Origin of the sequence: Apibacter sp. B3546 (assembly GCF_009827885.1) — a bacterium.
GTDB lineage: Bacteria > Bacteroidota > Bacteroidia > Flavobacteriales > Weeksellaceae > Apibacter.
Genome location: NZ_WINW01000002.1, coordinates 322349 through 340593, shown reverse-complemented (window position 1 = coordinate 340593; position 18245 = coordinate 322349). Strand labels below are relative to the sequence as shown.

Sequence of the window (18245 nt, the reverse complement as noted above, 5' to 3'; positions counted from 1 at the left end):
TTTTATGCTTGTGTAAAATTTTATTGATATATTTCCTTTTTATTTTCACTAATTACTTTATTGAGAGAAATTCGTATATCTCTAATCTGTCGGGAATCTAGATAAGATATATCAAAATTCACTTTAGATTGTCCCGAACTAACTCGTTTGCTTGATATGTAAATTTCTAAAACTTTTTTGAATAAAGGTTTATTTTTAATTACAAATTTAATAAGTTTTCTTTTAGGAAAGTCAGATAATGATTCTTTAACCATAAAAGCAATCGGTAGAGATTTTTCATTTTGAAATATCAAAGTTTCTCCGTCACTGTCATACCTAAAGAAAGGACAACCTAAATAGGCTAAATAAATAAGAACTAAGAGACTTATTAATAAAACAAGTTCATCCCCTCTGCCAAAAGCAGGTACATTTAAGTAGATAAATACAAAGCTGGTAAAAAAAATGATCAATATTACAATGTTAATAATTGCAATTTTACTTTTAGTTTTTGGATTTTGAAATTTCATAAAATAGTAGCTTTTAAGTCATTATTCATATTTAATTTTTTTTATATCACTAAAAGGTATCTATTACTAAATTATTAATTATAAATTCTTGCCTGGTTTGTGTATTTTTTCCCATGTAAAAGTCCAATAGTTCTTCAATAGAAGTATTTTTACTTAACATTACGGGTTCTAATTTTATATCTTTACCGATAAAATTTTTAAATTCGTCAGGAGATATTTCTCCCAACCCTTTAAAACGAGTTATTTCGGGATTTTTTCCTAACTCTTGAATTGCTTTAATTCTCTCTTCATCTGTATAACAATACCGTGTTTCTTTTTTATTTCTAACCCTGAATAAAGGGGTTTGGAGAATATATAAATGTCCGTTCTTTATTAAATCAGGAAAAAATTGTAAGAAAAAAGTTATCATAAGCAAACGGATGTGCATTCCGTCAACGTCGGCATCAGTTGCGATAACTACATTATTATAACGTAAATCTTCTAAGCTTATTTCAATATTTAAAGCAGATTGAAGTAAATTAAATTCTTCATTCTCATAAACTATTTTTTTTGTCAATCCATAGCTGTTCAATGGTTTTCCACGAAGACTGAATACCGCTTGGGTTTCCACGTCTCTACTTTTAGTTATGGATCCTGAGGCTGAATCACCTTCCGTAATAAATATAGTAGATTCTAATTTTCTTTGAGACTTCTGATCATTATAATGTTGACGACAATCTCTTAATTTTTTATTGTGTAAACTAACTTTTTTTGCTCTTTCTCTTGCCAGTTTTTGAATGCCGGAAAGTTCTTTCCTTTCTTTTTCAGATATTATAATTTTTCTTTGCAGAGCATCTGCCACCTCCGGATTTTTATGTAAAAAATTATCTAAATGTTTTTTTAGAAAATCATTCATAAAAGTTCGAATCGTGGGTAAATCGGGTCCCATTTCACTACTTCCCAATTTAGTTTTAGTTTGCGATTCAAAAACCGGTTCAATAATTTTAATTGAAACCGCTGCTATTATTGATTTTCTAATATCAGATGCATCGTAGTTTTTATTATAAAATTCGCGTATGGTTTTCACGAAGGCTTCTTTAAAAGCATTGAGATGTGTTCCTCCTTGTGTGGTATGTTGACCGTTTACAAAGGAAAAATATGCTTCTGATTGAGAACGTTCGCTGTGAGTGAAAGCTACTTCAATATCTTCATCTTTTAAATGAATGATAGGATAAATCGTTTCTCCCTCAATATTATCTTGAAGTAAATCTTGCAAACCATTTTCAGAATAGTATTCTTCTCCATTAAAGAAAATTTTCAGTCCGGGATTAAGATAGACATAGTTTTTAAGCATTTTGTCTATATATTCTTTCCTAAACTTGAAGTTTCCGAATATGGAAGAATCAGGTTCAAAAGAAATTTCGGTACCTTTTCTTTCTTTGGATTCTGTTTCAGGGCTTTCGTATGTCAGTACACCTTTTGAAAATTCAGCATATCGTGAAACTCCGTCGCGTATGGATTTAACCTTAAAATAGGAGGATAACGCATTTACGGCTTTTGTACCCACTCCATTCAATCCAACGGATTTTTTAAAGGCTCTGGAATCATATTTTCCTCCCGTATTCATTTTAGAAACGGCATCAACCATTTTTCCTAAAGGAATACCTCTTCCGTAATCTCGTATTTTTATGATGGTATTATCAAGGGAAAGATCAATTTTTTTTCCTGCTCCCATAACATATTCATCGATAGAATTATCGATTATTTCTTTTAAGAGAATATAGATACCATCATCCGGGGAAGATCCGTCACCTAATTTTCCAATATACATTCCCGGACGGATACGAATATGCTCTTGCCATTCAAGAGTTTTTATGTTATCCTCGGTATATTGAGTACTTTGATTCATCTACTTCCAACTAAATATGTGCAAAAATACGATTTTTCATTTATAAAAAAAATCATACACAAATAGTATATTGTATATGATTTTGTAATAGGGTAGACTTTTTGTCTACCTCTTGTGTTTTTAAAATAAATTATTGATTGTCTTTTTCCAATTTTTTAATTTCGTTTAAATTTTTCTTTAATTTTTTTAGTAATATTCCATAAATTAATAAATAGTAGGCAATAATTATTAAAAATAAAATTATGCAAATGATAATAAAAACAAATATATTTTCAGGATAAGAGAAATTAAGTCTTATTTGATCAATATTTAAAATATCTGTAGAATTGAATCCTCGTCCCAATCTTTTTCCATACATAAATTCATAAAAGCCGGTTAAAATAAGTATTAATACACCCAGCAAAATATTAATACAAATGAACCAATTAACGCTTTTTCTAAATCTTAATATATTATTGATTAAATCTTTGGTTGAATATAGGAGATTGATTTTTTTATAGCATCTGTAAAAATAAAATATAAATCCAATGGAAGTTATAAGATTAAAATAGATGAGCAATCTGCTAATGTGGTAATTACGAATGTAAACTTTTAGAGCTTCCCCTCCCAAATTGGGCATAATAAGGTTCATATCCGCTGCTGTAAACAGTAGAGAAGTCATTAAAATTATAAATTCAATAACACTTATAATTACAATGTATTTTACATTATTACGCGATTTTTTATTAAGCATCAATAGTAATTCTGCCTGAGAATATTGATTGGTCTCACTTTGCTTTTGCCAAGATTTTTTTAGACTGTCTATATCCAATTCATTCTTCATTTTTGTTCATTATTTCTTTTAATTTGGTTTTCACGCGATTCATCTTTACCCGAGCATTAACTTCTGTAATACCCAAAGTCTCGGAAATTTCTCTGTAAGATAAATCTTCTAAATATAGCAACACTAAAGCTCGTTCTATTTCAGAAAGTTTTTTAATAGCCTCATAAAGCCTGTTGATTTGTTCTTGCTTTTCACTAAAATCATCATTTTCAGATATTTTATATAAGGTGTTATCAATTTCTTGGGTATTGATGGTTTTAGTTGATTTTCTAAAAAGAGTGATAGCCGTGTTTAGTGCAACTCTATACATCCAAGTAGTGAATTTAGAATTTCCTTGGAAACTTTTATAGGATTTCCAAAGTTGTAATAGAATTTCTTGAAATAAATCTTGAGAATCTTCATCATTGTTTGTATAAATTCGGCAAACTTTATGAATGATTCCCTGATTTTTTTCAATTAATTTCGAAAATTCTAATTCGATTTTTTTCACAGGTTTAGTTATTAAATTATAAGTAATTACATTAAAAATTTTGTTACATAAATAGAATTTGGATTTTTTTAATCGGGGATTAATTTTCCAGGATTCATAATATTTTTAGGGTCAAGGGCTTTTTTTATGTTTTTTTGGATTTGCAAATTAGCCTTTGAAAAAACTATAGGCAAGAATGTTTTTTGAAGCAATCCAATGCCATGTTCACCTGAAATTGTTCCACCAAGAGAATGGATATACTCAAATAATTCATAAAGCATAGCGTGGATAACCGGATTATTATACGAATTTTTATATTTCGGATGATTGAATCGAATGTGTAGATTTCCATCTCCTGCGTGACCGTAACAAACTACTTTACATTCATTTTTTTCAGCTAATTGATGAGCAAATTTTATCAAATTAGGTAATTCAGCTCTTGGTACAACCGTATCTTCTTCAATAGTATACCCGTTTGATTTTACAATTTCAGCAACTTTTCTTCTTAGTTCCCATAAACGGTTTTTATCTGTTTCATTGTCGGCAAAGTAAATTTCTTCTGTCGGAAACGATTCAACAACCGCTATGGTTTGTTCAAGTAATGGTAATAATTCTTCTTGAGAATTTCCGTCGAAATTTATTAATAGATGAGCTTGTACATTTTCCTGTAAAATAATAGAGTTTTCATTTAAATGCAATAAGGTTTGTTCCAAAGCATTTCTTTCCATAAGTTCAAGTGAACATGGTAGTAATCCGCTTTTAAAAATTTCCGCTACAGCCTTTGCCGAATCCTCTAGATTGTGGAAAGGAATAAGCAGAGTAATATCAGTTTTGGGTTTTGTAAGAACTTTTAAAACGGCTTTGGTAACTATACCTAATGTACCTTCACTACCAATAAACAATTGGGTTAAATTATACCCTGTTGAATTTTTAAGCGTATTAGCACCTGTCCATATAATTTCTCCATTGGGGAGAACTACTTCTAAATTCAATACAGAAGCAGAAGTGACTCCGTATTTCACCGCTCGTAATCCTCCTGCATTAGTAGCAATATTTCCTCCTATATAGGAACTGCCCCAACTCGAAGGATCGGGACCATAAAATAAACCGTATGGTTCTAAGGCTTGTTGAAGTTGATAATTGATAACTCCTGCTTCAACAACAGCCTGATAGTTCTGAATATCAATTTCTATAATTTTATTAAGTCTTTCCATGGATAAAACAATTCCTCCATGTATAGGTAAAGCTCCTCCCATTAGTCCGGTACCCCCGGATCTAGTTGTAATAGGTATTGTCTTTTCATTGCAGAATTTAACTATTTGAGAAATTTCTTCCGAATTTTCAGGTTTAACAACCAACATAGGTTTAAAACTTAAATTTTCGGTATGATCATAGGAATAAAATTCAAGACTTTGTTCATCGTAGAAACAATGTTCAGGTCCTAATAATTCAACAAAAAAATCAATATATTCAGGCATAAAGTTAAAATTCAATGCAAAAATACTAATTTGATAACAGAATTTACTAGATTATTCATTACAAATGGTCGAGTAGTTTTTATATTTGTATTTATGTTTTCAAAAAGATTTATACTACTTTTAGTTTTACTTTTACTAAGTTGTATATTCTTATTTCTTATTAATTTATTGACCGGATTTGAAAATATTTCTTTATACGATCTTTTTTTTACTCAAGAAGAAACTAAAAAGTTAATTATATCGTATCGATTTTACAGGGCGGTAGCTGTAGTATTATCAGGGATATCATTACCCGTTAGCGGATTTTTACTTCAAGAACTTTTTAAAAATCCTTTAGCAGAACCTTCCGTCTTAGGAATTACATCTGCTTCAGCTTTAGCTGTAGCATTGCTTATTTTTTTAGGTGGAGGACTTTTCTTTCTTCAATATCAATGGCTAGAAGGTTGGTTACTTATCATAAGTGCTTTTACGGGTGCCTTGCTTACTTCACTCCTGTTATTGTTTATATCTAAAGAAATTAAGAATATTTCCACATTTATTATTATTGGTTTTCTTTTATCCTCTTTTTGTGGGTCATTAATCAGTACTTTACAATTTTACTCACAATCTGAATCTCTGAAACAATACGTATATTGGTCTTTTGGTTCATTTGAAGGATTATCCGGAAATCAAATTTCAGTTTTTACAATTTGCACGATCCTGGGACTACTTCCGGCTTTTATGTCGGTAAAAAAATTAATAGGTTATCTCATGGGAGAAGAGTATGCGAAGGTTTTAGGAGTGAATATGGCGAAGCTTAAAATTAATATTCTGATAGCCGTCTGCTTACTCACGGGAAGTACAACCGCTATGCTTGGACCGATTGTATTTGTAGGTATAATTATTCCGCATTTTTGCAGACAAATTTGGAATCCTGCCGCACTTTGGGCTCAAATTAATTTAAATATTTTGATAGGCAGCGGATTTATGTTATTGGTAAGCCTTGTTATGAGCTATACGCAATTGCCTGTAAATATACTTTCCTCTTTGATTGGTGTGCCAACAATATTATTTATAATTTTAAAAGACAGATTTAAAAATTAACCCTTTGGAAACAAACAGTAATTCTATACTTGAATTTCATAATCTATCCATAGGTTATCAATCGCCAGTTCTCTCAGGGATAAATGCTACCGTGAAAAAAGGAGAAATTATACTTCTGACTGGAAAAAACGGGAGTGGAAAGACTACCTTATTAAAATCAATTTATGGTGAACTTCCTCTGCTTGAGGGCTCAATAAAAATTGAGGGTAAAAATATTTCTGAAATCTCACCTATAGAAACAGGAAAATATCTTGCGATAGTTCTTTCTCAAAACCCTGTCAGCCCCTCTCTACGGGTTTTTGATTTAGTGGCTTTAGGTAGATATCCCTATAAAAAATGGTATCAAAGTCTTACAAAAAAAGAAATTGAAGCGATTGATGATATACTGCACCTGTTGAATCTTAGCCGATATAGAGAATATAATATAACTAAACTTTCGGATGGTAATCTTCAAAAAGTAATGATTGCCAGAGCTTTAGTTCAAAATTGTCCAATATTAATTTTAGATGAACCTACCTCACATTTAGATATAGCTAATAAATTAGAAATCATGAATGTAATTAAAATGTATGCCCACGATCAGGATAAATCTATTTTATTTACTTCTCATGATTTATCTTTAGGCCTTGCCGTAGCAGACCGATTATGGTTTATAAAAGATGATTTGTTACATACAGGTTTTACAGAAGATATTGCTAACAGATATAACTTATATGATTTTTTTGTAAACGATGCGATACGTTTTGATTATCAAGCCAATGAATATAATTTTTTCAATTCTCATACTTCTAAAACAGTACGAGTAATTTCCAATTCTCAATCTGCATACTGGTTAAAAAAAGCTTTGGTAAAAAATAATTTTGTTATTTCCGATCAATCATCCATTCAGATTTTAGAAAAAGATTCCGTATTTTATCTTCTTGATAAGAATCAAAATGAATATAGTTTTATATCCATAGAAACACTTATCAATTTCTTGAGATTAAAAAATAGTTAATCATTTAATTTAATTAACTACGTAATAGGATAAAAATAAAGCAATGGCTGTAGCTGAAATTACACCGATTAAACCCGGTATCATAAAACTGTGATTAAGAATATATTTTCCGATATGGGTTGTTCCTGTTCTATCAAAATTTATGGTCGCTAAATCCGATGGATAAAAAGCAAAAAAGAAGTAAGCATAAGATGCAGGGATACATCCGATTAAAATGGATACAGGTATATGTAGCATAAATCCAATGGGCATCATAACTAATATTGTGGCTGCTTGACTTTTTAAAAACATAGACACACAGAACATGGCTATGGCAAATGTCCAGGGACGTTCTTTCACCATATCACTTATTAAAGATAATAAGTAGGATTCATTATTTTTTATTACGGTTTCACTCATCCAAGCTATTCCAAAAATCATAATTACAGCAATCATTCCCGCATTAAAAACCTTAGTATCCGATATAGATTTAGCTTTAACTCCGGTTATTAAGACAATAATAGCACCAACTCCTAACATGATAAATTGCAATACGCTGGTCATTGGAATGGTTTTACCGTTATTTTTTGGTAAAATTGAATCCGGGAATAAAGCAATTAAGATAATAAATAGGATACCAATAAAAAATAAGCTTAATGATATTTTAGCATCTTTTGAAGGTTTTGTACTTTCAGATCTTTCTAAATCACCTACTATATAGGCTTTCATATCAGGATCTTCCATTTTCTTTAAAAATGCAGGATCTTTATCGAGATCTTTTCCTCTGTTTAAACTCCAAGTTGCAGCTAACATCACCCCTAAAAAACAAGAAGGAGCGGTAACTAATAAAATGTCAATTAAGTTTATGGTAACTCCGGCTTTATAGGCTACACCGATCATAGCTGCTGTTGCTGCTGCTATAGGACTGGCTGTAATTCCCATTTGACTGGCTATCGAAGCTACCGCCATAGGTCGTTCGGGTCTAATTTTTTGTTTAAAAGACACATCGTAAATAACCGGTAATAATGGATATACAGCATGACCGGTTCCTACAAGCATGGTTAAAAAGAAAGTGGATAAAGGAGCTAAATAGACAATATATTTTGGATTTTTACGTAAAATTCTTTCCGCAAAACTCACCAACATACCGAGTGCACCGGTGGCCTCTAAGGTTGAGGAAGCAGTAACTACGGCAAGTATTATAAGCATTACATCAATGGGAGGTAATCCGGGAGAATCCCTGAATAATAAAACTAATATGGCCACTCCAAATCCCCCTAATAAACCTAAGGAAACTCCTCCTTTTTTTATACCAAAATAAATAACGATTAATAATAACCCTAGTTGTGTGATAAATTTTAAAGGTGCGTTATTTTCATTGGTTGCATTCGAATTAGAAATGGTTTCTTTTTTAGTTTCCTCTGATTTTATTTTATTAGAATTCGAAGAAGCTTTTTGATTTACCTGAGTTGTTGAGGCAGTTGCAAGTAAACTTACATTCTGAGATTTAATAAATATTGGCGTGAATAAAATGAAAGTTAACAATATAAAATAAATGTTTTTCATATAACTCCTTTTTCAAGGATAAAACTAGATAATTTATCATTTTTTATTTATATGATTTTTAACATGTATATATATAATATAATCTAACATGCTGATAATGTGATCGAAAAGTAAAAAGTTAACTACTAATTTATTTTAATTATAAATAAGTTAATGATTAGTTAAAATAATAAACCTAATTATAATTGACTGACAGCATCTGATAATTGTTTTAAAGCAACTTCAAGTACAGATCGAGGACATCCGACGTTCATCCTCATAAATCCTGTACCTTCCTTACCAAACATAGCTCCATCATTTAATGCTAAACGAGCTTTCTCTATAAAAAACGAATTCAATTCTTTTTGAGATAATTTTAATTCTCTGCAATCCAGCCATATAAGAAAAGATGCTTCCGGTATGATTACTTTGATTTTAGAACAGTTTGATTTTAGGAATTGGTCTACATATTTAGTATTTTCTTCAATATACCTTTTTAATTGATTCATCCATTCTTCCCCTTTTTCATACGCAATTTGTATGGCCAGATAGGCAAATATACTTCCTTGATTCAATTCATTGCTAACCAAATATTTATGATAACGCTCTCTTAAATTTTTGTTTTTAATAATGGAGTAGGAGGTAACCAAACCGGCTATATTGAACGTTTTTGAAGGGGCACTTAGGGTGATGCTGTTTAGTTCTACTTCTTCTGAAACTGTTGCAAAAGGAACATGCTTATTTCCAAATAGAACTAAGTCAGAGTGTATCTCATCCGAGATAACCAGAACTTTATTTTTATAGCAAATTTCAGCAAGTTTTTTCAATTCATTTCGACTCCAAACTCTGCCTCCGGGATTGTGGGGATTTGAGAGTAATAAAATTTTACATTTGGTAGTCATTAATTTTTCCAAACCCTCAAAATCCATTCTGTATTGATCTCCTTCTAAAAGTAAGGGGTTGGTTACCACTTCTCTGTCATGTAATTGGGTTATAATGCGAAAAGGATGATAAACGGGCGGTTGAATTATAATTTGGTCTCCTTTTTCTGAAAAGACATCTATAGCAAAAGCAATTCCTTTGACTACTCCGGGTAAATAACTAATTTCTTCTTTGCTTACTTTCCATTGATGTTGTTTCCATTGCCAATTACAGATTGATTGATAGTATTCATTGGAAACATAAGGATATCCAAAAATTCCGTTCTTTGACCTTTCAACCATAGCATCAACAAGTTCCTTTGGAGATTGAAAATCCATATCTGCAACCCAAAGAGGGATAAGATCATCTCTTCCAAATCTTTCTTTAAGTACTCCAAATTTAAGTGAATCTGTATTTTTTCTATCTATGATTTGATCAAAATTATAATTGCCCATTTCCGAATAATATTTACACAAAAATATGAGTTTTATTTAAATGAATGAGGTGATTTTTTATATAAAATTTTATATTACTGTTTTGTTATTCAGAACAATAAAATAGTTTTATATAATTTTTAGTTTACCTTTACAAGTGTTAATTTTAAAAATTATGAAATTAAGGTATTTATTTATTTTTGTTATTATACTACTGAATGGTAGTCTTTTTTTTACTAATCCGGACAAAGAAATGCACCAAGCATTTATTAAAGATAAATTAACGTCCATTATCGATCAGAAAATGGGGGATGAACTAAATGAAAACAAAGATCCTAATCTTAAATTTCTAGCTGAATTTAGTAAGAATATTATTCCCGTTATCAGTGATAAGATCGTTACTTACATGATGGATACTCATATACGAAGAGAAAATTATTATCTGTTTTCTACCATTCAAATCTTATATCATGATCAATGGAAAACTATTGGATTAGGTATATTCGATAAAATATTCTTATTTCCTAAAGTAGAGGAAGAAATTCAAAAAGTTGATTTTAAGAAAGAATTTAATAAACTATTGCAAAATAATCCTTAATATCAATATAATCTTAAATAGTTTAAGAGAAAAACTTAATATAGAAGCTATTTTTTATTATTCAATATAGCAAAAAGAATTATCCCCGAAATTGCAAAAATACATATACCGATAACAACTATCATTTGAAATATTTCTTTTTTAAAGTTGATTTAAAATTATGTTATTTTATTTCAAAATTCCATTGTTTAATTTTTTCCATAAAATGGTAAGCTGTTAAATCAAATTGAACGGGAACTATACTTATAAAATTATTATCTAATGCCCATTCGTCCGTGTCATCTCCCTTATCTGTGTTACACCAGTTACCCGTCATCCAGTAATAAGTTTTGCCTTTAGGATCAATTCGACGGTCAAACTCTTCATCCCAATGAGCATTTGCCTGTCTGCAAATTTTAATTCCTTTAATATCTTTTTCTTCGGCTTTAGGAATATTTACGTTGAGAACGACCCCTTCCGGTAATCCATACTTTAAAATATTTTCACATATAGATTTTATATGTTTTCTGGCTGCTTTGAAATTTGCAGTATACGAAAAATCGCAAAGAGAAAAACCAACGGAAGGAATTCCTTCAATACCTCCTTCAATGGCAGCAGACATCGTTCCGGAATAAATTACATTAATTGAGGAATTGGAACCGTGATTAATTCCTGAGACACAAATATCCGGTTTTCGGGGTAATAATTGATCAATGGCTAATTTCACACAATCCACAGGAGTACCGCTACAAGCCCATTCTCTGCGGGAATCATTTTCAATATACATTTTTTCTGCACGAATAGTGGAATGAATGGTTACTGCATGTCCCATTCCACTTTGAGGCTTATCCGGAGCAACAACATATACTTCACCGATTTCATTCATAATATCAATCAACTCACGTATTCCCGGAGCATTGATTCCGTCGTCATTGGTAACTAAGATTAAAGGCTTTTCCATAGGATTTCAATGAAATTTAAAATTTATAACAAAACTAAGATTTTTCCTTGTAAAAATATAGTATCTTTGAATTTATTTTTTAAAATTACAAATAATATACGTAAACCGATGCTTAATTTAAAAAAGACCTGGATATTTTTATCGCTATGTTCCATGAGCCTGTTAGTGTTTTGTTTTAATGCTTCTTCTCATGCCGACAATGAAAGAGAGATAATTAAAAGAGTTAGAGAAACACTACTTTTTACAAGCTATGCGCCTAAAAATTTAGATGTGTCTTATTCAAGGGATGTTTTTAAAAAATATATGGAAGACTTAGATCCGTTTAAAAGATATTTTCTGGATTCTGATATGGATGAGTTTTCTGAATACAGAGATAAAATGAGTGATATGTTTATTAATAATGATGTTTCATTTTATCATTTAACTATCGATAGGTTGTATAAAAGAATTGATGAAACGGAACAATATGTTAATGATATTTTCAGTCAGCCAATTACCTTCTCTAATGATGATTATTTTTATTCTGATGATAAAAAAAGAAAATTCCCAAAAAATAAAGATCAGGCAAAACAGTATTGGAAATCTTACATTAAATATAGAATACTACAGGAAATATTTAATACTCAAAACGTAAAAGATAGCATAAATACTAGTGATTCCATAAAAACGGATTCGATCAGTAAAAAAGTTACTAAAAAAATCGAAAAGCCTAAAACAAAAGAAGAAATAGAAGCAGATGCCGTAAAAAAAGTTAAAGAAAACTTGTCAGAATACTTTAGACAAATAAAATTAAGAAAAAAATCTGATCTATTTTCCATATTTGTCAATGCATACACGGAAGTTTTTGACATTCACACTACCTACTTTTCACCTAAAGATAAAGAAAATTTTAACAGCTCTATAAGCGGTAAAATTATAGGAATTGGTGCAACATTACAAGATGTTAAAGGGTATCCTACAATCAGGGAATTAGTAATTGGTGGTCCGGCTTGGAAATCTAAAGAAATTGAGGCAGGAGATAAAATTATTAAAGTACAACAAGGTAAAAATGGTAATCCGGTAAGTGTAGTAGGAATGTTATTAGATGATGCTATCCGATTAATAAGAGGTGAAGAAAAAACTACGGTAGTATTAACTTTAGAGAAAAAGGACGGAAGTACCAAAACGGTAACTTTGGTAAGAGAAGAAATTGAAATTCAAGAAACCTTTGTTAGAAGTGCGATTATAACGGATGAAAAAGGTAATAAATTCGGTATATTGTATTTGCCCGAATTTTATGTGAATCTAGAGAGTAACAGTAAAGGCAGAGATTGTTCCGATGATATTAAAAGAGAAATTAATGAATTAAAAAAGCAAGGAATTACCGGTTTAATTATGGACGTAAGAAACAACGGGGGAGGATCATTGTCTGAGGTGGTTGATATAACCGGATTATTTGTAGGAAAGGGGCCCGTAGTTCAAGTGAAAGATTCCGGTGGAAAAATAAAAGTATTAGACAGCAAAGAAAAAGATATTGTTTGGGATGGACCTTTAATTCTTATGACCAATGAACTTTCAGCGTCTGCGTCAGAAATTTTGGCGGGAGCTATGCAAGATTATCATAGGGCTGTGGTTGTCGGACCTTCTCAAACATATGGTAAAGGAACGGTACAAACTATCTTTCCTTTGGATAGATTTGGTATGAAAGATGATAAGTTCGGAGCCTTAAAGGTTACTATTCAAAAATTTTATAGGATAAACGGAAGTTCAACTCAGTTGAAAGGGGTAAATTCCGATATAGTTATTCCCGGTATTTTTTCCTATTCTGATATCTTTGAAAAGTCTCAAGAATATGCTTTACCGTGGGATCAGATATCTCCAACAAATTATTCTACCTGGAATGGTACTCCTAAAATAGATTATGAATATCTTAAAGCAAGAAGTGCAGAAAGATTAAAAGGCAGTACCTATGTTTCGTCTATAGAGAAAGCAGGTAAATGGACAAAAGAATTGGAAAAGATTACTAAAATCCCGCTAAAGTATGATAAGTTCATGCAGGAAATGAATAAAAGAAGAGATCAAAGTAAAGAATATGAAAAGGAAACTAATTTTGATGCAAAAATAAAAGTAGAGGCTCCGGCTTACGAGTTAGTCAAGTTCAAAGAAGATACTGTCCTTAAAGCAAAACGTGAAGATTGGTACAAAGGAATGAAAAAAGATTTTAACCTTAGAGAATCTGTCAATGTTTTAAATGATATTATTAATAAAAAGTAATTGAATAATAGTAAAAACAATCCATAAATTTTATGGATTGTTTTTTTTTTAATCCATTTGAAAATAGAATAAATTTTTTTAGATTTAATATAATAAATTTTAGTCATGGATAGATCTAATTTTCGATATATCAATAGGGAAATAAGTTGGCTTAAATTCAACTCTCGAGTACTTCAAGAGGCAATGGATAAGAAAAATCCTTTATTAGAAAGACTTCGTTTTTTAGGAATATATTCTAACAATTTAGATGAATTTTATAAAGTTAGGTATGCTTATATAGCTCGAATGGTTCAATTCAACAGAAAATATAATAATATTGTTGAGAGTCAAGAAGATGTAAATTTATTGGAAGAGATTAATATGACAGTTGCTCATCAGCAAGAAAAATATGATAAATTGTATGAACAAATAATTAAAGAGCTGGCTAAAGAAAAAACCTTATTAGTTGATGATAAGACGTTACCCGAAAGCTTGAAACCCTTCGTTCAAGATTTTTTTGAAAATAAATTAAGTCATAATTTAACTATATTATATTGGAAAGAAGGAGATAAAACGATTAACCTTAGAGATAATGTTTTTTATTTAATAGTAACCATGACTAAAAAAAATGGAAATCAACAATATGCACTTATTGAAGTTCCTTCGGACAGATTTTCGCGCTTTTTAGTTTTACCTGATATTAATGATAAACATTATGTAATATTTCTTGAAGATATTATTAGATATCATTTAAAAGATATCTTTCAATTTTTTAAATTCGAGACCATCGAGGGTAAATCCATAAAACTAACGAAAGATGCAGATCTGTCCATTGATAACGATGTGCAAGTCAGTTATGTAGATAGTATAGCAGTGGCCTTAAAAGAAAGATTAAAAGGATTACCGGTCCGCTTAGTATACGATAAAACTATTGATCCTAAAACGCTCAGGTTTTTAAAGAAAATGTTTGATCTTGATGAATACGATAGTTTAGCACCCGGAGGAAAATATCATAATAAAAAAGATTTTATGAAATTTCCTACCTTAGGACGACAAGATCTGGAATATAAAAAAATAGAACCTGTTATACCTAAAATTTTAAAAGGAGAAAAAAACTATTTTAAGGCTTTTGCCAAAGAAGATACTTTACTTTATGCTCCGTATTATGATTATTCTGTTTTTTTGAAATTTTTAAGAGGAGCGGCTATCGATCCAAAAGTAAAAAAAATAAAAATAACCATATACAGGGTTGCCAGTGACTCTCAAGTTCTAAGTGCCATACTCAATGCTGCAAGGAATGGAAAAGAGGTAACGGCAGTTTTAGAATTAAGGGCAAGATTTGATGAAGCTCATAATATAAAATGGTCGAAGCAATTACAAGATGAAGGAGTCAAGGTAATTTTTGGAGTTCCCGGATTAAAAGTCCATTCAAAAATTGGTATTGTCGAAAGAGAACCTCAACGAGGTGCAGCAACTAAATATGCATTTATTTCAACAGGAAATTTTCATGAAGGTACCGCACGATTGTATACGGATTTCACTCTTTTCACAGCTAATGAAGCAATAGTAAAACAAGTGGACCAAGTTTTTGATTTTTTTAATGCCAATTATTTGGTAAAACATTATAAAGATATAGCAGTAAGCCCTTGGGGAATACGTCGAAAAATTATACAAGGTATTGAACGTGAAATAAACAATAAAAAAAACGGATTACCCGCCCAAATTAATATTAAAGTTAATAGTATATGTGATAAAGAAATCATTGATTATTTATATGAAGCCAGTAAAATGGGAGTGGAAGTTCGAATGGTCGTACGAGGCATTTGTTCTATTATTCCTCAAGTTCCCGGTTTAAGTGATCATATTAAAATAATTAGTGTTGTAGATAAATTTTTAGAGCATCCGCGAGTGTATTGGTTTAAAAATGGAGGTGATGACCTCATTTATATTTCATCGGCGGATATTATGGCAAGAAATCTTGATCATAGAGTAGAAGTTGCATGTCCTATAATCAGCGCAAAAAATAAACAGGAGATTATGAAAATTTTCGAACTAGGTTTTAACGATAATGTCAAAGGACGTTTGATACAAGAAGGATTTGAGGAACCCTACCAGAAAAACAGAAAAAAGAAAAACCGTTCTCAAGAAACTATATACCAATATATTAAAGAGTTAAATAAATGATGAATATATTAACCTATGCTGCTATAGATATTGGTTCTAATGCAGTACGACTACTAATAAATACCATTTATGAAACTAAAGAAACTGTAACATTTAATAAGACCAGTTTAGTTCGTGTACCTATAAGACTGGGACAGGATGTTTTTACAGATAAGAAAATATCTAAAAAAACTATGGTGCGGTTAAATGATGCAATGACAGCTTATAGCTTATTGATGAAAGTTTATAATGTGGATGAGTATAGAGCATTTGCAACATCAGCCATGCGAGAAGCTTCAAATTCCAAAGATGTTATCAATTATATAAAAGACAAAAGCGGAATTACAATAGATGTTATTTCAGGAGAAGAAGAAGCAAAGATCATTTTTAGTTCGGAACTTAAAAATTTTTTGTATTCCGATAATTATTATTTATTCGTAGATGTTGGAGGGGGCAGTACGGAAATATCCCTATTAAATAAAGGTAAAGTTCATCATAGTCAATCTTTTCCTATAGGAACCGTTAGATTATTAGATAAAAAGGTAGATGAAAATTATCTAACAAATGTCATTAAACCCTGGGTGACTAAAATAACAAAAGGTAAATCCGTGGATTTAATAGGATCAGGAGGAAATATAAATTTTGTATTTAAAAATTCAGGAAAAAAAGAAGGTAAATTTCTTTCGGCTTCTTATATACATCATCAGTACGAACTATATAAAGGCATCTCTTATGAGGAAAGAATTGAAAAATTTAATATGAAACCGGATAGGGCAGATGTAATTGTTCCGGCATTATTAATATATAATTCGGTCATGAAATTTGCACATTCCACACGAATTCATGTTCCAAAAATTGGTGCTGCTGATGGAATGATTAATTTAATGTATAAAAATAATCGTTGAAATTTAAAATAATTTATATTTAATTTAATATTTGTATAATATTTATTTTAATATTATTTTAAAGAAAATAATTTATTTATAAATCATAAATAAACATTTGATTCGTTAATTTTTTTATCTTAATAATATATATACGGTAATTTTTACTATAATTTGTAAATTAATTTACTATATAATATAATTATTTTTATATAAATTGAATTTTTATTGTTAAAATGATTTAATTTAAGTTGTGTAAAAAAATAAAATGAATTATTTTATGCCATTAATATTTTGAAAATGTGATTAAAATAGTTTATTTTTGTAAATTAAAATAAAATTTTAAAATTAAATAGTGAACAACCTATAAGATGATCTTTTATATACTTTTAAGAGATTGAATAATGAAATTATTAAATAAAGATTATGATTAGGTGATTTAAATATTTTGAAATAAAGACTTTTTAATTTTTAATAAATTTTGAAGTTTAAAACTAATAAATAAACTAATGAAAAAAACTAGATCTTATATTATTCCTTTAGTTATTATGATTATAATTTTTAGTTTAATGTCTTGTGCATCTAAAAAAAAACTATATTATTTTCAAGGAAGTGAAACCACGTTAAATGAAGTGTATAAATATACACCAACCTTAAAACCGGATGATTTACTTGTAATAACAATTTCAGCATTAGATTTAGAATCAACACTACCATTTAATCAACAAAATCCATATAACTCTACTACATCCAGCTCTGAAAATATGACCTCTACTAATCCGAGATTGAAAACCTATTTGATTGATGAAAACGGTGAAATAGATTTTCCGGTTTTAGGGAAATTAAAATTAGGAGGCTTAACCCGATCTCAGGCTATGGATTTTATGAGAGAAAAACTAAGAGTTTATATAAAAGAACCTTCTGTCAATATTCATATTTCTAATTTTAGAATTACAGTATTAGGTGAGGTATCAAAACCGGGAACCTATACACTGTCTAATGAAAAAATTACCATTTTAGAAGCCTTAGGTTTAGCAGGCGATTTAACTATTTATGGAAAAAGGAAAGATATAATAGTGATTCGAGATATGAATGGAAATAAAACTTTTACACATGTTGATTTAACAACCAATGAAATTTTTAGATCTCCGGTATATTATCTATCTCAAAATGATGTGATTTATGTTCATCCGAATGGAGCAAAAACTAACTCATCGGCCTATAGTGCTACAAATTCTGTCTTTATATCTTTGGCAGGTATTATATTATCTGTGATTTCAATTATTACTCGTTAAATAATTAATA

The 18245-nt window shown here is 30.0% G+C and carries 15 protein-coding genes; 7 read left to right on the top strand and 8 right to left on the bottom strand.

The features are described from left to right. Positions 1–20 precede the first annotated feature (20 nt). The 5 genes from GFU93_RS01615 to GFU93_RS01595 all read right to left on the bottom strand — a co-directional run bounded on the left by GFU93_RS01615 (position 21) and on the right by GFU93_RS01595 (position 5164). Positions 21–506, bottom strand: coding sequence for a hypothetical protein (locus tag GFU93_RS01615; protein ID WP_105297846.1), 486 nt, complete (start codon positions 504–506; stop codon positions 21–23). A 49-nt stretch (positions 507–555) separates the two neighbouring features. Further along, entirely contained in the window at positions 556–2394 is a 1839-nt protein-coding gene (locus GFU93_RS01610) for a DNA topoisomerase IV subunit B (protein ID WP_105297845.1), read from the bottom strand. A 130-nt stretch (positions 2395–2524) separates the two neighbouring features. Then, the gene (locus tag GFU93_RS01605; protein ID WP_160566561.1) at positions 2525–3217 is read right to left on the bottom strand and encodes a hypothetical protein; all 693 of its coding nucleotides are present in this window, start codon (positions 3215–3217) and stop codon (positions 2525–2527) included. Further along, on the bottom strand, positions 3207–3707 hold the full coding sequence (locus GFU93_RS01600; protein ID WP_160566558.1) for an RNA polymerase sigma factor: 501 nt from the start codon (positions 3705–3707) through the stop codon (positions 3207–3209). Before GFU93_RS01600 ends, GFU93_RS01605 begins: the two co-directional genes overlap by 11 nt. Positions 3708–3775: 68 nt before the next feature. Next, positions 3776–5164, bottom strand: coding sequence for an FAD-binding oxidoreductase (locus GFU93_RS01595; protein WP_160566555.1), 1389 nt, complete (start codon positions 5162–5164; stop codon positions 3776–3778). 93 nt (positions 5165–5257) lie between these two features. Between GFU93_RS01595 and GFU93_RS01590 the strand changes: the two genes are divergently transcribed. Continuing rightward, positions 5258–6247: an iron ABC transporter permease gene (locus GFU93_RS01590; RefSeq protein ID WP_160566553.1), complete on the top strand. Its 990-nt coding sequence runs from the start codon at positions 5258–5260 to the stop codon at positions 6245–6247. Between the two features lie 4 nt (positions 6248–6251). Beyond that, a complete protein-coding gene (locus tag GFU93_RS01585) occupies positions 6252–7244 on the top strand; it encodes an ABC transporter ATP-binding protein (RefSeq protein ID WP_160566550.1) in 993 nt (330 codons plus the stop codon). A 9-nt stretch (positions 7245–7253) separates the two neighbouring features. Here the strand turns inward: GFU93_RS01585 and GFU93_RS01580 are convergent, their stop codons facing one another. Continuing rightward, on the bottom strand, positions 7254–8789 hold the full coding sequence (locus GFU93_RS01580; RefSeq protein WP_160566547.1) for an anaerobic C4-dicarboxylate transporter: 1536 nt from the start codon (positions 8787–8789) through the stop codon (positions 7254–7256). A gap of 179 nt (positions 8790–8968) precedes the next feature. Next, positions 8969–10144 (bottom strand): MalY/PatB family protein, encoded by a 1176-nt coding sequence (locus tag GFU93_RS01575; RefSeq protein WP_160566544.1) that lies wholly within the window; start codon positions 10142–10144, stop codon positions 8969–8971. Between the two features lie 154 nt (positions 10145–10298). On the opposite strand from GFU93_RS01575, the gene GFU93_RS01570 reads away from it, so the two are divergent. Beyond that, positions 10299–10721: a DUF4359 domain-containing protein gene (locus GFU93_RS01570; RefSeq protein WP_160566541.1), complete on the top strand. Its 423-nt coding sequence runs from the start codon at positions 10299–10301 to the stop codon at positions 10719–10721. 163 nt (positions 10722–10884) lie between these two features. Here GFU93_RS01570 and surE read toward each other — a convergent pair whose 3' ends face one another. Then, positions 10885–11661 (bottom strand): 5'/3'-nucleotidase SurE, encoded by a 777-nt coding sequence (surE, locus tag GFU93_RS01565; RefSeq protein WP_160566538.1) that lies wholly within the window; start codon positions 11659–11661, stop codon positions 10885–10887. Positions 11662–11769: 108 nt separating this feature from the next. Here surE and GFU93_RS01560 point away from each other — a divergent pair, with 108 nt between their 5' ends. The 4 genes from GFU93_RS01560 to GFU93_RS01545 all read left to right on the top strand — a co-directional run bounded on the left by GFU93_RS01560 (position 11770) and on the right by GFU93_RS01545 (position 18235). Beyond that, positions 11770–13914, top strand: coding sequence for a carboxy terminal-processing peptidase (locus tag GFU93_RS01560; protein ID WP_160566534.1), 2145 nt, complete (start codon positions 11770–11772; stop codon positions 13912–13914). A gap of 105 nt (positions 13915–14019) precedes the next feature. After that, complete coding sequence (ppk1, locus tag GFU93_RS01555; RefSeq protein WP_160566531.1) at positions 14020–16077, top strand: polyphosphate kinase 1; 2058 nt, start codon at positions 14020–14022, stop codon at positions 16075–16077. Further along, positions 16074–16961, top strand: a complete 888-nt coding sequence (locus tag GFU93_RS01550) for an exopolyphosphatase (protein ID WP_160566528.1) — start codon at positions 16074–16076, stop codon at positions 16959–16961. The genes ppk1 and GFU93_RS01550 overlap by 4 nt, the downstream gene beginning before the upstream one ends. Before the next feature lie 488 nt (positions 16962–17449). After that, positions 17450–18235, top strand: a complete 786-nt coding sequence (locus GFU93_RS01545; protein ID WP_160566526.1) for a polysaccharide biosynthesis/export family protein — start codon at positions 17450–17452, stop codon at positions 18233–18235. Positions 18236–18245: the final 10 nt, after the last annotated feature.

Coding starts and splice junctions, on each gene's coding strand:
- GFU93_RS01615 (WP_105297846.1), bottom strand. CDS start 506: ATGAAATTTCAAAATCCAAAAACTAAAAGTAAAATTGCAATTATTAAC.
- GFU93_RS01575 (WP_160566544.1), bottom strand. CDS start 10,144: ATGGGCAATTATAATTTTGATCAAATCATAGATAGAAAAAATACAGAT.
- surE (WP_160566538.1), bottom strand. CDS start 11,661: ATGGAAAAGCCTTTAATCTTAGTTACCAATGACGACGGAATCAATGCT.
- GFU93_RS01580 (WP_160566547.1), bottom strand. CDS start 8,789: ATGAAAAACATTTATTTTATATTGTTAACTTTCATTTTATTCACGCCA.
- GFU93_RS01610 (WP_105297845.1), bottom strand. CDS start 2,394: ATGAATCAAAGTACTCAATATACCGAGGATAACATAAAAACTCTTGAA.
- ppk1 (WP_160566531.1), top strand. CDS start 14,020: ATGGATAGATCTAATTTTCGATATATCAATAGGGAAATAAGTTGGCTT.
- GFU93_RS01560 (WP_160566534.1), top strand. CDS start 11,770: ATGCTTAATTTAAAAAAGACCTGGATATTTTTATCGCTATGTTCCATG.
- GFU93_RS01595 (WP_160566555.1), bottom strand. CDS start 5,164: ATGCCTGAATATATTGATTTTTTTGTTGAATTATTAGGACCTGAACAT.
- GFU93_RS01570 (WP_160566541.1), top strand. CDS start 10,299: ATGAAATTAAGGTATTTATTTATTTTTGTTATTATACTACTGAATGGT.
- GFU93_RS01590 (WP_160566553.1), top strand. CDS start 5,258: ATGTTTTCAAAAAGATTTATACTACTTTTAGTTTTACTTTTACTAAGT.
- GFU93_RS01545 (WP_160566526.1), top strand. CDS start 17,450: ATGAAAAAAACTAGATCTTATATTATTCCTTTAGTTATTATGATTATA.
- GFU93_RS01550 (WP_160566528.1), top strand. CDS start 16,074: ATGATGAATATATTAACCTATGCTGCTATAGATATTGGTTCTAATGCA.
- GFU93_RS01605 (WP_160566561.1), bottom strand. CDS start 3,217: ATGAAGAATGAATTGGATATAGACAGTCTAAAAAAATCTTGGCAAAAG.